Origin of the sequence: Acinetobacter sp. YH12151, assembly GCF_013418355.1 — a bacterium.
Lineage (GTDB): Bacteria > Pseudomonadota > Gammaproteobacteria > Pseudomonadales > Moraxellaceae > Acinetobacter > Acinetobacter pseudolwoffii.
This window is the reverse complement of sequence record NZ_VPCG01000043.1, coordinates 1-21,982: the sequence shown is the minus strand read 5'-3', so window position 1 is coordinate 21,982 and position 21,982 is coordinate 1. Positions and strand designations below refer to the sequence as shown.

At 42.9% G+C, this 21,982-nt stretch carries 15 protein-coding genes, 5 pseudogenes and 1 other annotated feature; of the genes and pseudogenes, 9 read left to right on the top strand and 11 right to left on the bottom strand.

From position 1 onward, the window contains the following. Nucleotides 1-99, top strand: a pseudogene (locus tag FTU82_RS13160) (IS1 family transposase); the annotation flags it as partial. A gap of 65 nt (nucleotides 100-164) precedes the next feature. Beyond that, complete coding sequence (locus tag FTU82_RS13155) at nucleotides 165-1,139, top strand: lysophospholipid acyltransferase family protein (protein WP_005097630.1); 975 nt, start codon at nucleotides 165-167, stop codon at nucleotides 1,137-1,139. On the opposite strand, the pseudogene FTU82_RS13150 reads toward FTU82_RS13155, so the two are convergent. The 3 genes and pseudogenes from FTU82_RS13150 to FTU82_RS13140 form a co-directional block, all read right to left on the bottom strand. Then, a pseudogene (locus FTU82_RS13150) lies at nucleotides 1,128-3,593 on the bottom strand (DNA internalization-related competence protein ComEC/Rec2). The gene FTU82_RS13155 and the pseudogene FTU82_RS13150 overlap by 12 nt on opposite strands. Before the next feature lie 86 nt (nucleotides 3,594-3,679). Then, complete coding sequence (gene lolD, locus FTU82_RS13145; protein ID WP_005097632.1) at nucleotides 3,680-4,363, bottom strand: lipoprotein-releasing ABC transporter ATP-binding protein LolD; 684 nt, start codon at nucleotides 4,361-4,363, stop codon at nucleotides 3,680-3,682. Further along, the gene (locus FTU82_RS13140) at nucleotides 4,356-5,591 is read right to left on the bottom strand and encodes a lipoprotein-releasing ABC transporter permease subunit (RefSeq protein ID WP_005097633.1); all 1,236 of its coding nucleotides are present in this window, start codon (nucleotides 5,589-5,591) and stop codon (nucleotides 4,356-4,358) included. The genes lolD and FTU82_RS13140 overlap by 8 nt, the downstream gene beginning before the upstream one ends. A gap of 26 nt (nucleotides 5,592-5,617) precedes the next feature. On the opposite strand from FTU82_RS13140, the gene FTU82_RS13135 reads away from it, so the two are divergent. Continuing rightward, on the top strand, nucleotides 5,618-6,181 hold the full coding sequence (locus tag FTU82_RS13135) for a PilZ domain-containing protein (protein ID WP_005097634.1): 564 nt from the start codon (nucleotides 5,618-5,620) through the stop codon (nucleotides 6,179-6,181). A gap of 9 nt (nucleotides 6,182-6,190) precedes the next feature. Here the strand turns inward: FTU82_RS13135 and FTU82_RS13130 are convergent, their stop codons facing one another. Together FTU82_RS13130 and FTU82_RS13125 are read right to left on the bottom strand one after the other, a co-directional pair. After that, nucleotides 6,191-7,105, bottom strand: coding sequence for a DMT family transporter (locus tag FTU82_RS13130; protein WP_074383367.1), 915 nt, complete (start codon nucleotides 7,103-7,105; stop codon nucleotides 6,191-6,193). Nucleotides 7,106-7,117: 12 nt separating this feature from the next. Further along, on the bottom strand, nucleotides 7,118-7,603 hold the full coding sequence (locus FTU82_RS13125) for a YaiI/YqxD family protein (protein WP_005097638.1): 486 nt from the start codon (nucleotides 7,601-7,603) through the stop codon (nucleotides 7,118-7,120). A 239-nt stretch (nucleotides 7,604-7,842) separates the two neighbouring features. Here FTU82_RS13125 and FTU82_RS13120 point away from each other — a divergent pair, with 239 nt between their 5' ends. Continuing rightward, a complete protein-coding gene (locus tag FTU82_RS13120; protein WP_005097639.1) occupies nucleotides 7,843-8,775 on the top strand; it encodes a hypothetical protein in 933 nt (310 codons plus the stop codon). Between the two features lie 593 nt (nucleotides 8,776-9,368). On the opposite strand, the gene serC is transcribed toward FTU82_RS13120, so the two are convergent. Both serC and FTU82_RS13110 read right to left on the bottom strand, forming a co-directional pair. Then, on the bottom strand, nucleotides 9,369-10,448 hold the full coding sequence (gene serC, locus FTU82_RS13115; protein WP_100355607.1) for a 3-phosphoserine/phosphohydroxythreonine transaminase: 1,080 nt from the start codon (nucleotides 10,446-10,448) through the stop codon (nucleotides 9,369-9,371). Between the two features lie 140 nt (nucleotides 10,449-10,588). Continuing rightward, nucleotides 10,589-11,431 carry a hypothetical protein gene (locus tag FTU82_RS13110; RefSeq protein ID WP_180077700.1) on the bottom strand — a complete coding sequence of 281 codons (843 nt, stop codon included), beginning with the start codon at nucleotides 11,429-11,431 and terminating at the stop codon, nucleotides 10,589-10,591. A gap of 214 nt (nucleotides 11,432-11,645) precedes the next feature. Between FTU82_RS13110 and FTU82_RS13105 the strand changes: the two are divergent. Next, nucleotides 11,646-11,891 (top strand): annotated as a pseudogene (locus tag FTU82_RS13105) (TolC family protein); the annotation flags it as partial. 39 nt (nucleotides 11,892-11,930) lie between these two features. Here FTU82_RS13105 and FTU82_RS13100 read toward each other — a convergent pair. Next, a protein-coding gene (locus tag FTU82_RS13100) for an IS3 family transposase (protein WP_180101441.1) occupies nucleotides 11,931-13,150 on the bottom strand; the annotation gives its coding sequence in 2 pieces (ribosomal slippage) (nucleotides 11,931-12,874 and nucleotides 12,874-13,150; 1,221 coding nt in all). Then, nucleotides 12,759-12,875: a sequence feature (AL1L pseudoknot), on the bottom strand. It overlaps the preceding gene by 117 nt. Nucleotides 13,151-13,197: 47 nt before the next feature. Here FTU82_RS13100 and FTU82_RS13095 point away from each other — a divergent pair. The 4 genes and pseudogenes from FTU82_RS13095 to FTU82_RS13080 form a co-directional block, all read left to right on the top strand. After that, nucleotides 13,198-14,424 (top strand): annotated as a pseudogene (locus FTU82_RS13095) (TolC family protein); the annotation flags it as partial. An 11-nt stretch (nucleotides 14,425-14,435) separates the two neighbouring features. Beyond that, on the top strand, nucleotides 14,436-15,563 hold the full coding sequence (locus FTU82_RS13090) for an HlyD family secretion protein (protein WP_180077696.1): 1,128 nt from the start codon (nucleotides 14,436-14,438) through the stop codon (nucleotides 15,561-15,563). Continuing rightward, a complete protein-coding gene (locus FTU82_RS13085; RefSeq protein ID WP_180040020.1) occupies nucleotides 15,563-16,690 on the top strand; it encodes an ABC transporter permease in 1,128 nt (375 codons plus the stop codon). The genes FTU82_RS13090 and FTU82_RS13085 overlap by 1 nt, the downstream gene beginning before the upstream one ends. Then, nucleotides 16,690-17,790 carry an ABC transporter permease gene (locus FTU82_RS13080; protein WP_100329070.1) on the top strand — a complete coding sequence of 367 codons (1,101 nt, stop codon included), beginning with the start codon at nucleotides 16,690-16,692 and terminating at the stop codon, nucleotides 17,788-17,790. The genes FTU82_RS13085 and FTU82_RS13080 overlap by 1 nt, the downstream gene beginning before the upstream one ends. Nucleotides 17,791-17,823: 33 nt before the next feature. On the opposite strand, the gene FTU82_RS13075 is transcribed toward FTU82_RS13080, so the two are convergent. From FTU82_RS13075 to FTU82_RS13065, 3 genes and pseudogenes are all read right to left on the bottom strand, one after another. Further along, nucleotides 17,824-18,243: a hypothetical protein gene (locus FTU82_RS13075; protein ID WP_005169984.1), complete on the bottom strand. Its 420-nt coding sequence runs from the start codon at nucleotides 18,241-18,243 to the stop codon at nucleotides 17,824-17,826. 68 nt (nucleotides 18,244-18,311) lie between these two features. Then, entirely contained in the window at nucleotides 18,312-21,305 is a 2,994-nt protein-coding gene (gyrA, locus tag FTU82_RS13070; protein ID WP_180101439.1) for a DNA gyrase subunit A, read from the bottom strand. A gap of 319 nt (nucleotides 21,306-21,624) precedes the next feature. Further along, nucleotides 21,625-21,855, bottom strand: a pseudogene (locus FTU82_RS13065) (hypothetical protein); the annotation flags it as partial. Between the last annotated feature and the right edge of the window lie 127 nt (nucleotides 21,856-21,982).

Here is a 21,982-nt window from a genome sequence, read left to right as displayed (position 1 = left end):
CGCGGTTTTAGAAGGAGTTGTAATTTTTCAAAAAAGATTGAAAACCATTTTAAAGCTTTCGACTTAACCTTTTTTTACATCAATAATGGCTTCATTTAATGTCAGCATACTTTTTGAAACACCACCAAATTTTGTTCTCTTTTTATTGTACTTAGACGAAATCAATGACGAAACAGGACTCACGGAATTCAGCTTACGGTTTACTCAAATACATTAGCCGCCAACCGCTTCCAGTTTCTCGATGGATGGCCCGCATCCTGGCCTTTATTGTAAACAGTTTCAAAGTCACGAAAACCTCGGAAGTCATTCGCCTGAACCTAGAAATCAGTCTCTCTGAACTGTCCGATAATGAACGTGAACGTATTAACCGTGCCGCGGTTCGCAATGAATTAATGTCATATTTCGAGTTCTTTACCATTTGGGGCTCAAGCAATCAAAAAAATATCAAACGTGTGCATCGCGTTATTGGCGAAGATCTCCTTCATGATGCACTGGCACAGAATAAAGGTCTGGTGTTAATTGTGCCGCATTTTGGTACCTGGGAAATTATGAATGCCTATGTTGCCCAGTTTACCGCCATGACCATTATGTACAAACCTGTAAAAAATCAGACTGCGGATCAATTTGTACGGGCTGCCCGTAGCCGTGAACAGGCACATCTGGTACCGACCGATGAATCCGGTGTCCGTCAGATCTTTAAGGCTCTGAAACAAGGCGGCACCACCGTGATTTTGCCAGACCATACGCCCAATGTGGGTGGTGAATATATTCCGTATTTTGGCGTGCCTTTGGCCACCAGTAATTTAAGTGCCAAGCTGATTCAAAAGACCAAAGCCCGCGCTCTGTTTTTATATGCCCTGCGTAATACTGAAGATGGTTTTGATATCTTTATCGAAGCGATCGACGAAAAAATTTATAGTGGCAATGCCAATCAGGGCACGCAAGTCATTATCAATAGTATTGAAAATTTAATCCGTCGCCACCCTGAACATTATCACTGGAGCTATAAACGCTTTAATGCACATCAGGGCTTGGGCAATCTTTATACACTGGAGCATGAACAGGCTTTGGGCAAAGTAAATGCGTTAAGAACTCAGGAATTACATGAAGCTTCGCCCGCTCTAGAATCAGCGACTTAAAGGCTGACGATATAACCATTGCCATTGATGTCGTTCGGCTGAAAGTACCAGTTTTGAGTCTTGTTGCTGAAAGTGCAGACTACCCTGCTCTGCCGTATTCAGTAACGGAATATTGAGGGCTGTGAGCCGCTGCTGAGTCAATTGGCTCGGATGGCCATAACGGTTAAATTTCCCTGCCGAAACAATTGCCAGTTTAGGCTGTAAAACTTCTAAAAACTGATAGGCTGAGCTGTGCTAACTGCCATGATGTCCAAGCACCAGCACATCAACTTTAAGCTCAGGATAATCTTGGAGCAGCTGATACTCAGTCTCCCAACCCGCATCGCCCATGAGTAAAAAATTTTGATAAGGCCCGGCATTTTTAACTTGCAGATATACCACACAAGACCGTTCATTTTTATTGAAATGGGCTGTATTTAACTGCTGCTGCCGAGGTGCCAGAATTTTAAACTGAATATCTTCAGACCATTGCCACTGCTGACCTTGATGACAGAACTGAAAACGGGAGGAGTGCGCTATTTCAGGAATCTGATTGGACGATACCTCTTTAATTTTCAATTGATGTTTAATACTGTGATAAGCGCCACTATGATCTTGATCCAGATGGGTTAAAATCAGTTGATCCAGCTTACCCACACCTTGCACAGACAGAAATGGCAGAATCACCTGTCGACCGATACTGAATTTTTCTTCATCATAATAGCCGCCCATATCGACCATCATACTGCGTGCTCCATCCCGAAGAAAAATTGCTTGTCCCTGCCCCACATCCAGAATAGAGAGCTGAAATGCATGCTGATTGAGCTGAGGAATGCACAGCGGCACACAGGCAAGCACCGTCCAGCTTTTGGGCAATAGGCCACGCGGTAAAAATACAATAATTAAGGCCAGAATACACAGCGCAATCATCCAGACATTCATCGCCACCGGAATCAGTTGTGGAGCAAACAGCCGATCAAGCAGATCCAGAAATGCCAGCAGCATGTGAATGAAAACATCATTCAATTGAAATACCACACTGGAAAGTGGCTCTGAAATAAAAAACAACAAAGCCGCCAGAATATCTATAGGCACAATCAGCAGCCCAATCCATGGAATCGCGACCAAGTTACTGAATGGGGTAATCCAGGCGATTTGCTTAAAAAACAGCATCATCAAGGGAAATAGCGCCAGAAAGATTTTCCATTGTGATTCCAGCAGCACTTTCAACGCAAAATACAACCGTTGTAATAAGGTTTGTTCTATCTGACGCGGTTGCTGCTGAATGGTCTGATAGATTCGCAGCAAAACAAAACAGGCCCCATAAGACAGCCAGAATGCAGCCGACAAAATACTGAAAGGATCAAAGAGCAATAATAAGGCAGCACTCAGAATCAGTAATTTTAAAGCTTGCACATTTTGCCTGAGCAACAAGGTAAAGGTCACAATCACGCAGATCAATAAAGTGCGTAGCGCTGGAATTTCAAAGCCCACAAAGGCGCAGTACAGCAAGACACATAGTAAAAAAGGCAGGCTCAAAAAATACTGCCTTGGCCATTTCAGATAAATATGCGGCATAAATCTTGAAATCAGATATTGCAAAGTACCACAGACCATCAAGGCAAAGATCAGAACGTGCGGCCCGGAAATGGCTAATAAATGGCTCATACCAAAACGCTGGAATTGTCGCTCTGTCGCCGGATCTAACAGGCTTTCATCACCGCTTAATAAGGCCAATAACAAACCTTTATGCTGTACGGATTGCCTGGCTACGAATTCTCTTAATGCCAGTCGCTGCCGCTCTACCCAAAGTAAAATTCGCGGACTTAAATTTTGCTGCTGGCGTAAATATTTGCCATGACCAAGCGCATAAAGTTGTTGCGGTTGTAACTCCTGAATGCTCTTGATTCGGAAACCGGCCATGATATTTTGCTGTAATGCCCACTTTTCAGCGTCAAAAGATCCGGGGGTGGCATAACTATGATGAGGTCGGATTTGGCCTTGAATTAAGTAATATCGTCCAAGTTCAAGGAGGTGCTGCTTTATCTGCGCATTTATCAAACTGGATTGAGTCACGGGTTCTTGGACAGGCAAAAAGCCCATCCATTTAACTGTACTGCCATCAGGGCTGAGCACATGCAGAGCTTGCTGGATATTCTGCTCACCAAGTTTATTCAGGTCTTTGATATGCACCACAATCTGTTTTTCGGAGACTTCATGTTCACGCGTCGACAAGCGTTCAGACAGTTGCAGATTGGCATAGCCATGGCCTAGAAATAATCCTAACAGCAGGCTTGAACCAGTCATGACCAAATTGCGTAATGGTGTGTTGAAAATGTGCTTTAATTTACGGCAACCCAGATACCACAGTAATACCGCGATTAGAACGACCGTGCTGCCCAGTTGAACAGACAGAAAACTTTTCCCCATACAGGCCAGGCCTAAAATCCAGCCGATACACAGCCACTGCAACATTGGATCTTATTCTTTATGGTTATTATTTCACCCAATAATAAAGCCCACCGGAGTGAGCTTCAATCAAATGCGAATATTCTCTTGATTTAGGGTGTGACCCAAAGACCATCCTGCATATGTAAAATTCGGTCTGCAGCATGTGCCAGTTGTTCATCATGCGTCACAATCAGCATCGCCATATTGAATTCACGTTGCAATTCGGTGAGCAGTTCAAAAATCTTTGCTGCAGTCTTACGATCCAGATTTCCGGTCGGTTCATCTGCCATCATCAGTTTAGGTTTGCCCACCACTGCACGCGCTAAGGCCACACGCTGGCGCTCACCTCCAGATAATTCACCTGGCTTATGTGTCAGACGATGCGAAAGACCAACCCGCTCCAGCAAGTATTCAGCCTGCTGTTTGGCTTCTTTAAACTTCACATTATCGCGGAGCATCAGGGGCATGGCTACATTTTCCAGTGCCGTAAATTCTGGCAACAGATGATGAAACTGATACACAAAACCCAAATGCTCATTGCGCACATAGCCACGCTCTGCTTCGGACAAGGTATCGAAACGGCGACCATTGACCATCACTTGCCCTGATGTTGGTCGATCCAGTCCACCCAAAACATGCAATAAGGTACTTTTACCAGAACCACTCGAACCGACAATCGAGACAAACTCACCTGCTTTGACCTGCAGCGACAAGCCTCGAATCACATCGACGGTGGCTTTGCCATCGGTAAAGGATTTGTGAATATTCTGGGCATCTAAAATCAGATTACTCATAACGCAAAGCCTCTGCCGGTTGAATTTTTGCTGCACGTAAAGCGGGGTAAATCGTCGCGACAAAACTTAAGGCCAATGATAAGCCGACAATCACCAAGACATCCTGCCAGCGTAAATAAGAAGGTAGATAATTGATAAAATAGGCATCAAACATATTCAGACCCAAAGTATTGTTTAACCAGCCGATAAAGCTACTGATACTGGTCGCTGCAATAATCCCGAGGATTGCGCCGGCACATGTCCCAATCACCCCAATCACCGTGCCTTGCACCATAAAGATTTTGGTAATGGTGGCAGGCGAAGCACCCAAAGTCCGTAAAATCGCAATGTCCGATTTTTTATCCGTCACCACCATCACCAGTGATGAAACGATATTAAATGCCGCAACCAGCACAATCAGGAATAATAACAAGCTGACCATGGCTTTTTCCATCTGGATCGCGCTGAACAGATTACCATGAGTATAAGTCCAGTCAGATGCGTAGAAGTTGGCTGGTAAATCTCGCACGATTTCCTGAGACACTTGCGGTGCGACAAAAATATCATCCAGTTTTAAACGCACGCCTTGTGCACCATCTGGTAGGCGCAATAAAGTTGAAGCATCATTTAAAGCGATATATCCCATCATCGAGTCGACTTCAGCACCAATACTGAAAATTCCCACCACTTTAAAGCGCTTGAAACGAGGCACCACACCTGCTGGTGAAGGGGTCGCCTCTGGCAATACCAGAGTAATATTATCGTTTAAACCGACCCCCATGGCATCGGTCATCTGCTTGCCCAGAACAATACCAAATTCACCTTTTTTCAGGCTATCAATACTGCCCTCGACCATATGGTTTTGTATAATGGATACTTTTTTCTCATACTCGGGTTCAATCCCGCTGACCATAATCCCGGCAACCTGTCCCTGTGCCGTCAGCATGCCCTGTAATTGGGTAAATGGTGCGACCCCTTGGACATGCTCATGCTGCTCAATCTGCTTTGCAAGTTCGGGCCAATTTGTTAGAATTTGCGTTGAAGAAACAGTAGCTTGAGGTATCATTCCCAAGACACGATTTTTCAACTCTCGGTCAAACCCATTCATCACAGACAAAACTGTAATGAGGACTGCTACACCGAGCGTGAGACCGATCATTGAGACCAATGCAATAAAAGAAATGAAGTGGTTACTACGCCGTGCGCGAGTATATTTCAACCCTATATACAGCGAGATTGGTTTAAACATAACCATCTAGTCCGAGGTAATAAATTATGGAAAATGTACAGCATCCAAACGGATACACGGAAAGACGCGTTATGTCTCGCATCGATGCTGCCTTACGAATTAATTATCAGATTATTTCCGATGATGTTGCCTTAAATGATCCTTATGACTCTAACTTTGTCTTGCCCCGCTATTTTCTACTACTTGCAGAGCTAGATCAATTTGATCATGCGGTTAACTACGAATTAGAACAATTATCTGAAAAAGATCAACAAATTGCTCGAATCTTATCCTTATTCAACCAAAAATTAAACCTTATTACCGGTTCTTTGTATGACGCAATTGTACAAAGCATGTTACCTGTACCAGAGCAGGTGAACTTTTCGGAAACCGGTTTTAGTTTCTTTAGTGACCGCCCCATCACTGAAGGCACCTATCTGCACGTGACTTTAAGCCACCCGGAAAATTTCTTCCATATTGCGGCAACCGCCCAAGTGGCCTACAGTCGTGAAGAAGAAAATAGCAAATTCCGGACCGGTGCTTATTTCATTACCATGCACCCACAAGACCGTGTCAAACTGGGTGAATGTGTCAAAGCCAACTTTGCTTAAATCACTGATTTAGTCATTGTGAATACTGGATGGAAGGCGAGCTGCATAGCTCGCTTTAATTTCTCTGGAAAAATACAACAATAAACCCGTCAACAAAATACCGACACCGATTAAGGCCTCACCCGACAAGCTCTCATCATTCAAAAGCACACCTACGAATAAAGCAAGCATTGGAGTCAATACCGTCGTCAAAGACAAGGTGGTCGCCCTGATTTTCTGTACCAGTTTAAAATAACAGAACATGGCAATCAGCGAAGCCATCACCACGGCATATCCTAGCCCGATCAGTGATTTTGCCTGAGGCATTTGGGTTGGCGCAAATTGCCAGATAAATGGCAACATGGCACAGGCCATGACTGCTGAAACTGCAATAGAACCGGCCGCTTGCGCCATCGGTTGTAAGGGTGCATTGACTTTTTTGACCCAAAACATCGAAACACAATAGATAAACACACTCAGTAGCATCAGACCAATACCGATTGGCTGAATGTGCTGGTCTTTGCCACCGAGGCAAATCACCGCCAAACCAGTCAGGGCAATCGCCATCCCGCACCACTGTGAAGGATAGAGCTTGAGCTGAAACACGAAACGGCCAATCAATCCGGTAATAATAGGTGCCAGACCAAACATCAGCGCAATAATGCCTGAGCTGAGATAATCCGTGGCCAGATAGGTAAAAATCTGCGAGCCAATAAAACTGCAAGCTCCAGCCAGATAACTGTGCATCGAGAGAGAATCGACAGGAAAACGGGTTTTAAACAGCCACAACAAGATAAATGCAAAAGGCAATGCCAGAAAAAATCGCAGTGCCAGTGCCCAGAGCGGATGCAGATCGCTTACACTCCAGACAATGGCTAGCGGTGTAGTGGCCCAGATAAAAACCAATAAAAGATAGGTCACAACCATATTGGTGTGTGTTGGCATGCGCGATTGCTCTTAAAGTGCAGATGTTTTACGTTTTTGTTTTTGAATGGTTTGATCCAGTGCGCTTGAAAATTCACGCTTATCCCGCTCTGAAATCGGAGGTGGCCCACCCGTTTGTACACCGGCACCACGCAAACTATCCATAAAGTCTCTTAGATGTAAACGTGCTTTGACATTGGCCGTGGTATACACTTCACCGCGTGGATGAATGGCAATCCCGCCCTTTTCAATCACTTCTGCCGCCAGGGGAATATCTTGGGTCATGACAATATCATGCTCTTTCATGCGCAGAATAATCTCTTTATCTGCAGCATCAGCGCCACTCATCACCTGAATTGAATTAATCCGGACTGAAGGCGTAATGCCCACCGACTGATTAGCCACAAAAGTCACTTCCAACTGATAGCGATCCGACGCACGGATAATCACATCTCTTAAAATACGGGGTAATGCATCAGCATCGACCCAAAGTTTGAATGGCAACACAGGGTTTCCCATTAAGGTATAAATCCTGGGTATTCTAGCAAATTGAGAGGATCAGGTTGATGATTAAATCGTTGCATTTTCATCGCTGCTGTCGCTCATGTTTTTTTGAATCTATTTGATTTGAGCCGTAACTGTGATTTAGTCTAGAAAAAAATTGGCTGCATTTAATTTGAAAATTCATTCGATTGACTTGAAAAATCGCAATGACCCTCGATTAACTATAAATAAGTCATCCAAGATCAATTGTGCATATGAAAAATCAGAATAGCCCAGAGATCATCACCATTGATGATCAGAATTTCGGTAGTCACGTCGAACACTGGACATTACTCACCGAGAATCCAGGTACAGATGTGCCACAGTGGTTAGGCAAAGCTCTTGATGCGCCTATTATGCCGATGGGCATTTGCACACAAGAATGTGATATGGATGAAAATACCTGGCTGATTCAGGGGCCGAGCAAAGCTGCGGTGCAATTGAGCCAAGTGATCGCCATAGAAAATAATAAGCCGCAAGCAGTAAAAACTGCATTCCCCTGCTTTGATAGTCCTTATCAGGTCAAAGCGACCATCGACCGAATTATTTCCTGCAAATCCAATACTCAGGCGGTATTACGTCTGAATCTGGGTGCCAACAATATTATTTATGCTTTCGATAGTCTGTATAGCGTCAATCATCCGCATTATGAAAAAGACCAGTCCTATGTGGTGAATCTGAATGCTTGGGCCTATGAGCTTGAAGCAGTGGCTGACCATGAACATCTGGTGGTGGATGATCCGGCTTCGATCAAGCATCACCGTGCCTTGAATGATATTCTGGCAGCCAACCAGGGCGTGGCACCCGATAATTTGCAGGAACAGATTGATGCCTGGCAGCCACACTCAGAAGAAGATAAAGCACCTGTTACTGTAGATTTCTCTAAAATGGTGGCTTATCTTTATGGTGAAACCATGGGTCAGGAAGATGAAGCCTGGTTTCAGGGCAATATTGTTGGTAAAACTGCCATGCAGTTTATGGATCAGGACTATACCCTGTATGATGTCACGCTGATTCATGATGAAGGTCAACCAGCCACCTTGATCCGGATTGCAACGCGGAATGAGCAGCATAAAAATTTCCAGATTGGTCAATATATTCGTGGAAATCTGTGGATTCAGGCCAATATTTATAGAAAATCGGCTTAAGTTAAAATAAACAAAGAAGGTCTTCTTTTTGATGGGGATCTTCTTTGTTTAATCCGTATTTTCTGTTTTTAATTTTATTTTTTTGATTATTTTTTACCCATTTTTTCTAGCTTAATAACCTATTTAAATCATTTAAAAAATCGAGTTATCCACATTGTTAAATTCACATGAATTCATTTTATACATGCAATCGAATCCTAAAAATCTTGTAAAAATAAGACTTTGATTTCGCATACGAATAAGTTCAGACAAATCCAAAGCTGATATTTAAATAAAATGAAAATTTATGAACTTTAATCAAGAATGTACTTTATTTAATCAATTTTTTATGATAAAAATACTCACAACAAATAGTATTAACGATAAATAGATCGGACAATAAATATCTATGAAAATCGTGCAAGAAGAAACATTAGACCAGGTCGAGCATCATCTTAGCTCTCGCTATAATATTGATATGATGTCATGCCTTTTTTTCATGTTGGGAATGCTGATCTGTGGCTTTACCCTGCATACTTTTATTTTTTAAATTCCCTGACATAACCGAATGCATAAAAAAACCCAGCCTATGCTGGGTTTTTACATTTCAGGGATTAACCATTGCGTTTTGCAAAGTCATCCATAAAATTCACCAAGGCTTGTACGCCCTCTAATGGCACTGCATTATAAATACTGGCACGCATACCACCGACAGAACGGTGACCCGCAAGATTCAATAAATGCTGGGCTTCTGCTTCTTTCAGGAATTGTTTTTCAAGATCTGCATTGGCCAAAGTAAATGGCACATTCATGATTGAACGATTTTCTTTGAAGATTGGATTGGCATAAAAATCGCTTTGATCGATATAACCATAAAGCAGATTGGCTTTTTCCAGGTTCACTTTATGCATGGCCTCTACACCACCATTTTCCAGCAACCATTCAAATACCAGACCAGACAAGTACCATGCATAAGTCGATGGCGTATTTACCATAGAACCATTTTTGGCTTGATCTGAGTATTTTAAGATACTTGGAATTTCAGCTTTGGCTTGATCCAGTAAATCTTCACGAATAATCACCAGGGTTAAACCCGCTGGGCCGATATTCTTTTGCGCACCTGCATAGATCACACCAAATTTTGATACATCAAGTGGCGCAGATAAAATGCTTGATGAATAGTCACAAACAAGGGGCTTATCTGTTTCAGGAATAGAAGCAAACTGCAGACCACCAATGGTTTCGTTGTCTGCATAGTGCACATAGGCGGCATCGGCAGACAGCTTCCATTCGCTTTGCGCGCTGATGGCATGTTTAGCATCAATTTTGATACCTGCTTCTACCACATTGATATCGCCATAGCGTTGCGCTTCTTTCAAGGCCTTTTCAGACCAGATTCCGGTATGGATATAGTCCGCTTTGTTATTTTTACCCAGCAAGTTCAATGGAATTGCCGAAAATTGTAAGGATGCGCCACCCTGCAAGAACAATACTTTGTAGTTCTCGGGAATATTCATGAGTTTGCGTAGGTCTGCTTCCGCTTTTTCAGCCACGGCCACATAGTCGGAACTACGGTGGCTCATTTCCATGATCGAAAGACCTTTGCCATGCCAGTCAAGCATTTCAGCTTGAGCTTTTTCAAGTACGGCAGTCGGTAATGCAGCAGGACCAGCACAGAAGTTGTACGCGCGCATGAGTTTTCCTTATCTATGTGAGACACAATAAAATGATGGCATTTAACCATATCTGGCAAGGTCTTGCACAAAATTATTTCAATCTCGAACTGTAATTACAGTCAAAAAATCAATGTAGATGATGAGGATACGTTTAACACTTATGTATTTCTAATTGTTTCCATTAGATCATTTATAGCTGCTTGCACCACTAACCATGAAATTTCCGTGGTATCTTTATTCGGATTAAAGTTTGATAGCATATGTTCGTAAGGATGTATCAAATTTCTAAACTCTCTTAAAGCATGTGAAAATTTTTTAACATCTACCTCAATCCATTGTAATGAATGAGCCACGTCAATCATTTCACTTAATTTCCACTCTGAAAAAGGTTTTACTTTTCCTTCGCGATTTTTTGGAGCAGAAGTAGCCTGATTGGCTTGTTTAATATTTTTATGGATAACACCTAATAAAAGTCCTTCCAATAAGCTCCCCATAAGAATTACTGCCGAAAGATTTGCATTAGCTCCAATACAACGTTGAATTTCATCCCAACGATAATCGAGTATCTCTCCTACCCCTGATTCTAAACCTAATGCTACAAAATTAGGTCGTGCAATGGGCTTTAATTCAGGCTCTGACTTGTCTTGAAAATCTATCTGAATTCTTCTGAATTTTGGCTCCACCCCCTGCAAAATAATTTCAAAACCTTCAGGATATAAAATTTCATTTAACAATTTCAATGCAGCACTAATTTTTGAACGATTCCCTCCATATTCTTTAGGAGAAGCAAGCCTCTTAAGCACATCAGCAATTTGATTTTTATTAAAATTATTTAGCTGCTCATATACCCATTTAGATCTTGTTGTTCCATCATGGTAGATCATAATTCCTACACGATGAAAGAATGATGTCAGCTCACTACTAGATCTATAAATTGGATAAATTTCTGGATTAGTTCCACAAATAAATTCAGCTATATTTTCTAAAGTTGTTTTATCCATTTTTATATTTAAGCAATAATTTTTTGTGTTTATATTTTACACACAAACCATTTTAACTCTAAGTATATTTCAAAAGATTCATAGTCCTTTCATCAGTAGTTGAAATACAGATGTAAAATAAACAATACTACAACCATGCCCCTTACTGAGCTGCAAACCACTGATTTATAATGTACACAAATCAACTTATTCTTCACTTTGGCCATCTGCTTGCATGAATATGACGAACTATAAAAGTAAATTATTTTTGGGGTGTGGATTATTGTCAGGCCTATGGTTGAATAGCCAGAGTCTATACGCCCAGACTTTGAGTTTTCAAGACGCCGAAAAACAGTTATTGCAGTCTTCTTACAGCAGTCAGGCCTATCAAAGCTTGGAACAAGCCTCGAAACTTGAAGCTGAAGCGGTAAAAGGTTTGGGATTACCACGTGTCGATCTGAATGTGCGTGCTTATGCCTTTTGAACCGTACCGGGTTTGTCGGAGAGTTTTTTATTTAAGTTAGGCCACCTGACCTAACGGGTTAATCTTATCATAGTACATTGCTTCAAAATCAAAAGGTGATACATAACCTAGTGCACTATGTACACGCTCTTTATTGAACCAATCTACCCAATTTAGTGTCGCAAGTTGTACATCTGCTAAACCTTGCCAATCTGCTTTTAGATATTCAATCACCTCTGTTTTGTATAAGCCATTCACCGTTTCAGCCAAAGCATTATCGTATGAATCACCAGTCGTACCGACTGATGCTCGTAAATTTGCTGCTTCTAAACGATTGGTATAGCGAATGGAAAGATATTGCACACCTCTGTCGGAATGATGAATCACATTCTTTGGCGTGCCTCGATCATGCAATGCTTGCTCCAATGCATCGAGCACCATATCTGTATTCATCCGTGTCGATACTTTCCATCCAACAATTGCTCGTGAGAACACATCAATAATAAATGCAGTATAAACCCAGCCTGAATTTGTTTGAATATACGTAAAGTCACCCACCCATAGTTGGTTTGGATGATCAGCATTAAAATTACGTTTCACTAAATCATCTGCCCGTTTTTGGTCATCTCGGTTACGGGTGGTTTGTTTGTTCTTACCTCGCCAAACACCTTGTATACCTAGCTTTTGCATTAATCGAGCAACAGTACAGCGTGCAATAATATAGCCTTCACGTTTCAGTTTTTGCCAGACTTTACGTACACCATACCGACCTGAACTTTCCTTCCAAATTCGTTTAATCTCCTCAGCATGATGCAAGTCATGTAAATCTCGCTTTGCTCGATGTTCTGGATTTTCGCAGAGATCTAGAGTCCGGTAATAGGTTGAAGCTGCGATCGGTAAAATCCTACAAATCGCATCAACACCATATAAGTCTTTATTGTTATGGATGAAATCCACCATTATTTGTGTGGGCGGTCGAGCTCCGCCTGGGCGAAAAAAGCGGCTGCTTTACGTAGAATTTCATTGGCACGCTTTAATTCTTTAATTTCACGTTCCATTTGCTTCATTTTTTCTTGATCAGATATCTGTTGTACTTTAATAGGATTTTGCTGATCTAAATGCTTTTGATGCCAGGCACGAAGTGTTTCAGGAGTACAGCCAATTTTAGGAGCAATTACGGAAACTGCTGCCCAATTCGATGGATAATCTTTTTCAGATTCAATTAGTAATTGAACCGCTCTTTCTCTGATTTCAGGGGTATATTTTAATTTTGTCATCGGGATAGTCTCTCAGAATATTGACTCTCCGACAAACCCGGTACGGTTCATTTCGTAATGAATTAGATATTCCTTTGGGTGCTCTTAAAAACAACCTGGAGCAATCTCTCACCAATGGCTTAAATAATAAAATTGATGAGTTTAATTTAGCTGCGAATATTGCCAATCCTTTAAAAGAAGGTTTACAACAACCGATTCATGATGGTGTAGGCTTAATTCCCGATACCTCCAAGGTCGTACTCGAAGATCAAGTGATTCGTCCTACCGTGTCCATGATGATGCCGCTTTATACCGGTGGTTTGACTCATAGCGCCAAGGAGATTGCCAATCTTCAGGTCGGTCGCAGTCAGCTCAGTAATCAACAGCAACAAGACACGCAGCGTTTCGAACTGATTCAAAGTTATTTTAATGTGCAACTGCAAAAGCAACTCCATGCAGCAGCAGTATTTAATCTGAATGCCATGCAACAGCATTATCGCAATGCCTTAAAAATGGAACAGCAAGGTTTTATTAGTAAAGGCCAGCGCATGCAGTTTGAAGTGGCACGTAATAATGCCGAGCGCAGTCAGCAAAATATGCAAACCAATTTAAATGCCAGTCTATTTCAACTGAATAATCTGCTGCAACAAAGCAGTATCACTGAACTGTCGACACCTTTATTTGTCAATCAGACCGAGCCACAGGCTTTAAATCAACTACTGAAAACCTTTAGTCAAAACTCTGCGCTGATTCAAAAAATGCAGCTAGATACCCAATTAGCACAAGCCAATGTCAAAGCTCAGCAAGCAGCAAAAAAACCCAATGTCTTTGCTTTTGGTGAATATAGTTTGGATCAGAATCAAAACTGGATTGTCGGTGTTGCCGCACGCTATAACCTGTTTTCAGGGATTGATAAAAACAAAAATATTCAGGCGGCCGAGCTCAAACGCTATGCCACAGAACTGCTCACCTCACGCACCCAGCAAGAGATTGAAAACCTGATTTATAAATCTTATAGCGAAGCCTTGAGTGCACAGCAAAGTCATGCTTTGTTGGAACAAAATCTAAAAGCTGCGCAGGAAAATTTACGCATTCAAGAGTTGTCCTTTAAAGAGGATATCGGAACAGCGACACAGGTCATTGATGCCCAAAACATGCTTAGCGGGCTACGAGCCGAAACTGCATTGAATGCCTATAAATATGTGATATCACTGGCCACCCTGTTACAAAGCCATGGCTCGATTGCAGAATTTCCCAATTATATTCAACACACCAATACCCACTATATTCGCTAATGGAGCCGAACATGAACGACGATCAAAAACCCAATGATCCTGTGAATGAAGCGGTTTCATCCACCGAAACAGAAAGCTCTCCCGCTCCACAGACCCAATCAGCAACGCTAGAGAAAAATCACGCGCCGGCCTCGACCGATGAGCAGCCTCCTGAAATCTCCAAAAAGAAAAAATATCTACTGCTGGCGTTGCTTCCTATTCTGCTGGCCGTGATTATTTTTGGATTATGGAAAAGCTATCAACCAACGCCGATTGAATTGCAAGGTCGTGTCGAGGCTGAAACGATTCAGGTGGCCACCAAAGTGCCAAGCCGGATTGAAGAAATCTATGTGGAAGAAGGTCAGCGAGTTAAAAAAGGCGATGTTCTGGTTCGCTTAAATAGCCCGGAAATTGCAGCCAAAAAACAGCAAGCTACAGCAGCCTTACAATCGGCTTTGGCCTTACAGTCCACAGCTGAACGTGGCTCGCAGGAAGAAAATGTCGCGAGTCTGTATGCCAACTGGCAATCGCTAAAAGCACAGCAAAATCTCGCCACAGTATCTTATCAGCGTGGGGAAAATCTATTTAAGGAAGGTGTGATTTCACGTCAGCGCCGTGATGAACTGTATGCAGCCAGTCAATCTGCGCTAGAAATGACTGAGGCCGCCTATCAGCAATATGCACGTGCCAAGCGTGGCAGCACCCCGCAGCAAAAGAGTTCAGCCGATGCACAAGTAGACATTGCCCAGGCTGCTCTAAACGAAGCCAATGCGCTAGAAGCAGAAACCGAATTGCTGGCCCCCGTCAATGGAACGGTGTCTAAAACTTATGGCAAAATATCTGAGCTGGTCGCAACCGCAGTGCCCGTGGTCAGCCTGATTGAAGAGAAGATGTGGGTAAGCCTGAATATTCGCGAAGACCAGTATGCTCCATTTCAAAAATTAGAAAGCATTCAAGGTTATATTCCAGCCTTGGATCAAACAGCCAGTTTTCAGATCAAAAGTATTAGCGCTGAGGGTGAGTTTGCCACCATTAAAACCACCCGCCAAACCGGCGGCTATGATGTGAGAAGTTTTAAACTGCATTTGCTACCGACACAAACCATGCCTGAACTGAAAGTCGGTATGAGCGTATTATTTAAACTTAAAGAGACACCCTAATGTGGCTGGGTATATGGCGCGAACTACGCTATTTGCTCCGAGAAAAATGGGATCTGTGCCTGGTTACGCTGGCACCTGCTCTAGTAATTATTTTATTCAGCAGCATGTTTGCGCAGGGCAAGCCTACTCATTTACCGATTGCCATTATTGATCAAGACCGAAGTGCGTTCAGCCAAAGCATCTATCGACATGTCTCGCTCAATCATACCCTTAAAATTGAAACGGTATCCGAGCAAGCTGCTGAAGTTGAACGCCTACTGAATAAAAATAAAATTTGGGGTTATATCCATATTCCAAATGGTGCCGAACAACGTTTTGTTCGTGCTCAGGATGCAGAAATTAGCATTGCCTTTAACCAGAGTTATTTCAGTATCGGCAATACAATTTCTTCAGCCATGCTGGTGAGTACCTTACAAGCCCTGGCTGAGTTTACTGAACAGCACTATCTGGTGAATCGACTGCCCTATATCCAAGCACCGACACCACAGATCAAAATCTCACCTTTGTATAATCCGCAATTGAATTATGAGTTATATCTAGAACCTTATGTCATTCTCGCAGTTCTGCATTTACTGCTGTGTTGTTGTGTGGCATTTTCCGTCGGTCAGGAACTGAAGCGGCAGACCTTAACAAGCTGGATTAGCAACTCATCCATTTGGATGGCTTTAGTGTCTAAAAATCTGGTCTATGTGGCTATTTTTAGTCTATGGACTTGGGCGTGGATGTTTTGGATGATTGAAATTCGCGGCTGGTTTGTTGCCGGTTCGCTTGGTCTGATTTTATTGGCACAATTGCTGCTGTATAGCGCCTATGCATTTTTAAGCGCTGCGGTGGTGCTGACCACCCAAGATTTAAGTAAATCTTTCGGCTTGATTGCTGTATATGGTGGGTCATCATTGAGCTTTGCCGGGGTGACTTTACCTTTAAATAATGCACCCCTATTCACCCAGTTTTGGGCCAATATTATCCCCTTTACTCCTTATGCCAAATTACAAACTGAACAATGGATGATTGGCAGTCCAGTGCAGATCTCACTGCAAGCTGTATGGATCTTGCTGGCCTATGTGGTGGTGTACGCACTGCTAGCCTATATTTTTCTCAAGAAAATAGCCAAAGGAGCAGCCTGATGAAATCCCTTTGGTTTTATTATCTGCGCAGCTTTAAAGATATTGCCAGCCACGGCGCTATCTTTACCACGCTGATTTTATCAGTGGTGTTTTATAGCTTCTTTTATCCCTTTGCTTATCAGGCACAGCAAGCCGAAGCCTTACCGATTATTATTGTTGATGCAGAACAAAGTCACTTGAGCGCGCGGATTATTAGCCAAGTCCGTCAAAGCCCGGATGTTGAAATCAAGGCGATTACCAGCAATTTCGCCGAAGCCAAAACATGGGTTGAATCGCAACAAGCGGATGGGATTTTGCTGCTACCGGACAATTTATCGCAAACGTTAAGGCATGGTGAAACGGGTGGAATAGGACTGTACTTAAGTGCTGCCAATTTTTTAGTCACCAAACAGATGGGGATCGGTTTAGCGACCTCTCTTGAGCAGACCTTGGCAGACTATGCTGAACGTTTTGGCCAGGTTTCAGATTTTTCTCCTGCCCTATCAGTGCATCAGATTCCATTGTTTAATCCGCTCTCCGGCTATGGCAGTTATGTCTTTCCTGCGGTCGCCCCTCTCATCATTCATCAGACCATTTTTTTAGGTTTGAATATGCTGATTCTGGTGTACCGCGAAAGAAAAGTGCAGTTAAACTCAAATGCGTTGATTGGGCTATGTTTAGCGATATTGAGCATTGGCTGTCTGGGTTGTTTTTATTTATTTGGATTTACCTTTTGGTTATTTGATTATCCGCGAGGGGGTAACCTATTCGGCATGCTGCTGGCTGTGCCGGTTTTCGTTTACACTGTGATTGGAATCACCTGCCTATTTGCCAGTTTTCTGGATATGCCGGAACGCGCTGGACATGTAATTGTTTTTACTTCTATCCCTCTATTTTTTTTATCCGGTGCTGCCTGGCCACATGCAGCTATGCCCATCTGGATGCAAGTGATCGCTGAGATACTGCCTTCTACCCAAATGGTGCAGATGTTTATTCAACTGAATCAGATGGGTGTACCGACCGCACTGATTTTGCCTAAACTGATATATCTGGGGCTGATAGGCAGTTTATGTTTTTTCTTGGCTTATCGACGTTTGATTCAAGTGAGTCAAAGCAGATAAAGCATTGGATTTATGCTGCCATCAACTTATGGATTAAGATTCGCCAAAGACCTGAATATTAAAATTACGAATCTTGTTGCTACCATTCGGCTGGTCGAAACTGACATCATACTGCACCAGATTATTTGGATAGGCAATTTCATAGCTGATCTTATATTGGCCAGGCTGGTTGGTTGCTTCTTCAATCTGCTTGGTCATTAAAGTTTTAGACTTATATTCACCTTTCGGAATTGAACGTGAAAAGCGTTTCATCAGCTTTTCGTTGTCCTTAAACTGTGTTTGCAATTGCGGCTCTAGCTGATCCAGAAACTCGTCATACTTCCCATCACGCAAATCCTCATAGGCCAGCTGTGCTGCCTGTTCCTGCTCAGGACTTGGGTTTGGGATATTGTCCATTGAGTTACAGCCACTTAATGCAACTGCTGCCGCTAACAACATTGATTGGGTTTTCATCGCTTACCTTCATTCAGTCAAGATTTATAAAAAAGGACGCCGAAGCGCCCTTTTTATCAATAGAACACTTATTCTTCTACTGAGTTTTCACCATCTTTTTCAACATGTTCAGCTACTGTATCTGTTTCAGTCGCTACATCTGTTTCTGCTACTAAAGATTCTTCACCTTCAATCGCTTCAACAAACTCATCTTCTTCAACAGCTTCAACTGAAACCACACCAACCAGTAACTCTTCATTACCGAGACGGATCAGACGAACACCTTGTGCATTACGACCGGTTTGAGCCACTTCAGAGGCACGGGTACGAACCAAAGTACCGCCATCGGAAATTAACATCAGCTCTTTAGATGCATCAATCGCTACTGCACCGACCAACTGACCATTACGTTCTGAGGTCTTGAGTGCAATCACACCCTTACCGCCACGTTTCTTGGTCGGGAAGTCATCCACCGGGGTACGTTTACCATAACCATTTTCAGAAGCACACAATACTTCGCCAGTTTCAGGGACAACAACTAAAGATACAATCCGGCTGATCAATGCTGAATCTGCAGCATCTTCATCATCAGACTCGATCTCAGTTTCTTCGCTTTCTTCCAGCAAGGCTGCTGCACCGATGGTCACGCGCATACCGCGCACACCTTTGGCTGAACGACCCATTGAACGTACATCAGTTTCTGCAAAGCGAATGGCTTTACCTTCGTTCGAGAACAACATGATTTGCTGTTCGCCGTCAGTAATCGCAACACCAATTAAAGTGTCATCGCCATTCAGTTCAATCGCACGTAAACCGTTTGAACGCACATTCGAGAACTGTTCAAGTTCTACACGTTTAATCGTACCGTATTCAGTCGCCATAAACACATAGAAGTTTTTACGAACCGCTTCAGCCTGCTGTGCAAAATCATTGATGATGTCATCATCAAGATCGGTCGTTGAAAGTTCTAAACCTAGCTCTTTCAATTGAACACGAAGTGCATCAGAAATATCATCCGCACCCTCTTCAGATTCAGCAAGTGCCGCTTCAAGTGCTGTAAAGTGACCATTAATCACTTCATTGCTTTGCAGTTGTGCAGCATTGGCTTTTACGAAGGCTTTGAAGTCCGCCAGACGTTCTTTGAATTTCTTCGGTGCATCAATCACCGGTAAAATTGCGGTAATGGTCTCGTTTTCGTCTAATGGCAACAAGTTCACCATTGGGCGACCTTTGGCACCACGTGATGCTTGTGGCACTTCATACACTTTCAGACGATAGACTTTACCAACGTTGGTAAAGCAAAGTACCGTCGCATGACTTGACGTCACAATCAGATGTTGAATGTAATCGTCTTCTTTCATGCTGGTCGCAGACTTGCCACGGCCACCACGACGCTGTGCGGCGTAATCAGACAATGGTTGAGTTTTCGCATAGCCTGTTTTTGAAACCGTCAGCACCATTTGCTCTTCAGGAATCAGATCTTCACGAGAGAAATCGATACGTGATTCAACAATCGACGTTTTACGTGCATCGCCATATTGCTGCAGAATTAACGCAAGCTCTTCGCGAATCACATTCATCAACAGATTAAAGTCATTTAAAATTGCAGTCAGTTCAGCAATTTGCGCCAGAATTTCACTATATTCAGCATGTAACTTGTCTTGTTCAAGACCGGTTAAACGATGCAGACGCAGTTCCATAATCGCATTGACTTGGGTTGGTGACAGACGATAAATATCGCCATCCAGACCAAACGGACGACTTGGGTCTTCACCTTCAATCTCATCCGGACGTACAGAAACTGAGCCAGCTTTTTCTAGCAATGCCAATACACCGCCACCTGCCCACTCACCTGCCTGCAAACGCTCACGCGCTTCAGCCGGGTTTGCAGAACTTTTGATGGTTTCGATGATGGCATCAATATTCGCCAGAGCAACGGTTAAACCTTCCAAGATATGACCACGTTCACGCGCTTTGCGTAATTCGAACATGGTACGACGCGTTACCACTTCCTGACGGTGACGGATAAACGCTGCAATAATATCTTTCAGGTTCATCAGTTTAGGCTGGCCATTGTCCAGGCAGACCATGTTGATGCTGAAAGAGTTTTCAAGTTGCGTATTCTGGAACAGGTTGTTCACGATCACTTCGGCGTTTTCGCCACGTTTCAAGTCAATCGCGATACGCATACCGTCTTTGTCAGACTCGTCACGCAGCTCGGAAATACCTTCCAGTTTTTTCTCTTTAACCAGTTCAGCAATACGCTCAATGGTTTTTGCTTTATTGACCTGATATGGAATTTCCGTAAACACGATCGTGGTACGGCCATTCTTTGGATCTTCTTCGAAGTGATACTTGCCACGGATGTGTAAACGGCCTTTACCGGTACGGTAGGCATCCACGATGCCCGATTTACCGTAAATAATACCGCCTGTCGGGAAGTCCGGACCAGAAATGTGTTCCATCAACCCTTCGATGCTGATCTGGGGATCATTGGCATAGGCCAGACACGCATTCACAACTTCAGTCATGTTATGCGGCGCCATATTGGTCGCCATACCCACTGCAATACCGGTTACACCATTAACCAGTAAGTTCGGTACACGGGTGGGCATCACCTGAGGAATACGCTCAGAGCCATCGTAGTTGTCTTCCCACTCGACGGTATCTTTTTCAAGATCCGCCAAGAGTTCGTGGGTCAGTTTACGCATACGCACTTCGGTATAACGCATCGCTGCTGCGCTGTCGCCATCGACCGAACCAAAGTTACCCTGACCATCGACCAACTGGTAACGCAAACTGAAATCTTGTGCCATACGTACAATGGTTTCGTATACGGCATAGTCACCATGCGGGTGATATTTACCGATCACGTCACCGACGACACGTGCAGACTTTTTATAAGCTTTGTTATAGTCATTGCCTAATTCGTGCATTGCGAAAAGCACACGACGATGAACAGGTTTTAAACCATCTCGTACATCGGGCAATGCACGTGACACAATCACGCTCATCGCATAATCGAGATATGAGCTTTTAAGTTCATCCTCAATGGCAATCGGTCTAATTTCCGATACGCTCATGCATACTCCTTATTCTACAAGCCAGTTTTGGCTTGTATTTATATGTCGTAAAACTAGCAAAATCATTAACTCAAACGACTGAGTTAAAAACTAAAATACAGCCCTAAATTATAGCATAAACACTTGTATTTTTGTGTCGAAATATTCAGCTTAACCTTGTTAATTATCTTCATTTTAGTGGTCATTTTCCTGTTATTTCAGCGTCAAAAACAAGTGCACCACATCCATATTTTTTCGCACCCGAAATATACATAAAAACAGCAGTGCAAAAAAAAGATGCACACACAAATAGGCATCTTCCTTAGATTTAATCTGTCTTTTAATGCGCTTGATTCAGTACCTTGCGATAAGTCAGCACCGCCACAATCAATAGAATCGGCAATAGCATCTCCACCCCTTCCTCAATGGTCATGATCATGACCTGCGTATGTGGTATGAGCTGAATATTGAATTCCTCCCTGAGGGTTGACGTCGTGCGATCCAGAACCTTGCTCAGTCCGCCACAGGCAATGGTCAGGAAGATAAAAAAATGCGCAATATTCAAAGAATCTAGGACTTACGCATTGACGGATTCAAAAAAGTATTAAAATACTTTATAAAGTATCTGTGATCAGACGAATTAAACATGCTTCTACAGCAACTTGTACATTACCCATTTATATGGGCTTTCTCATGAC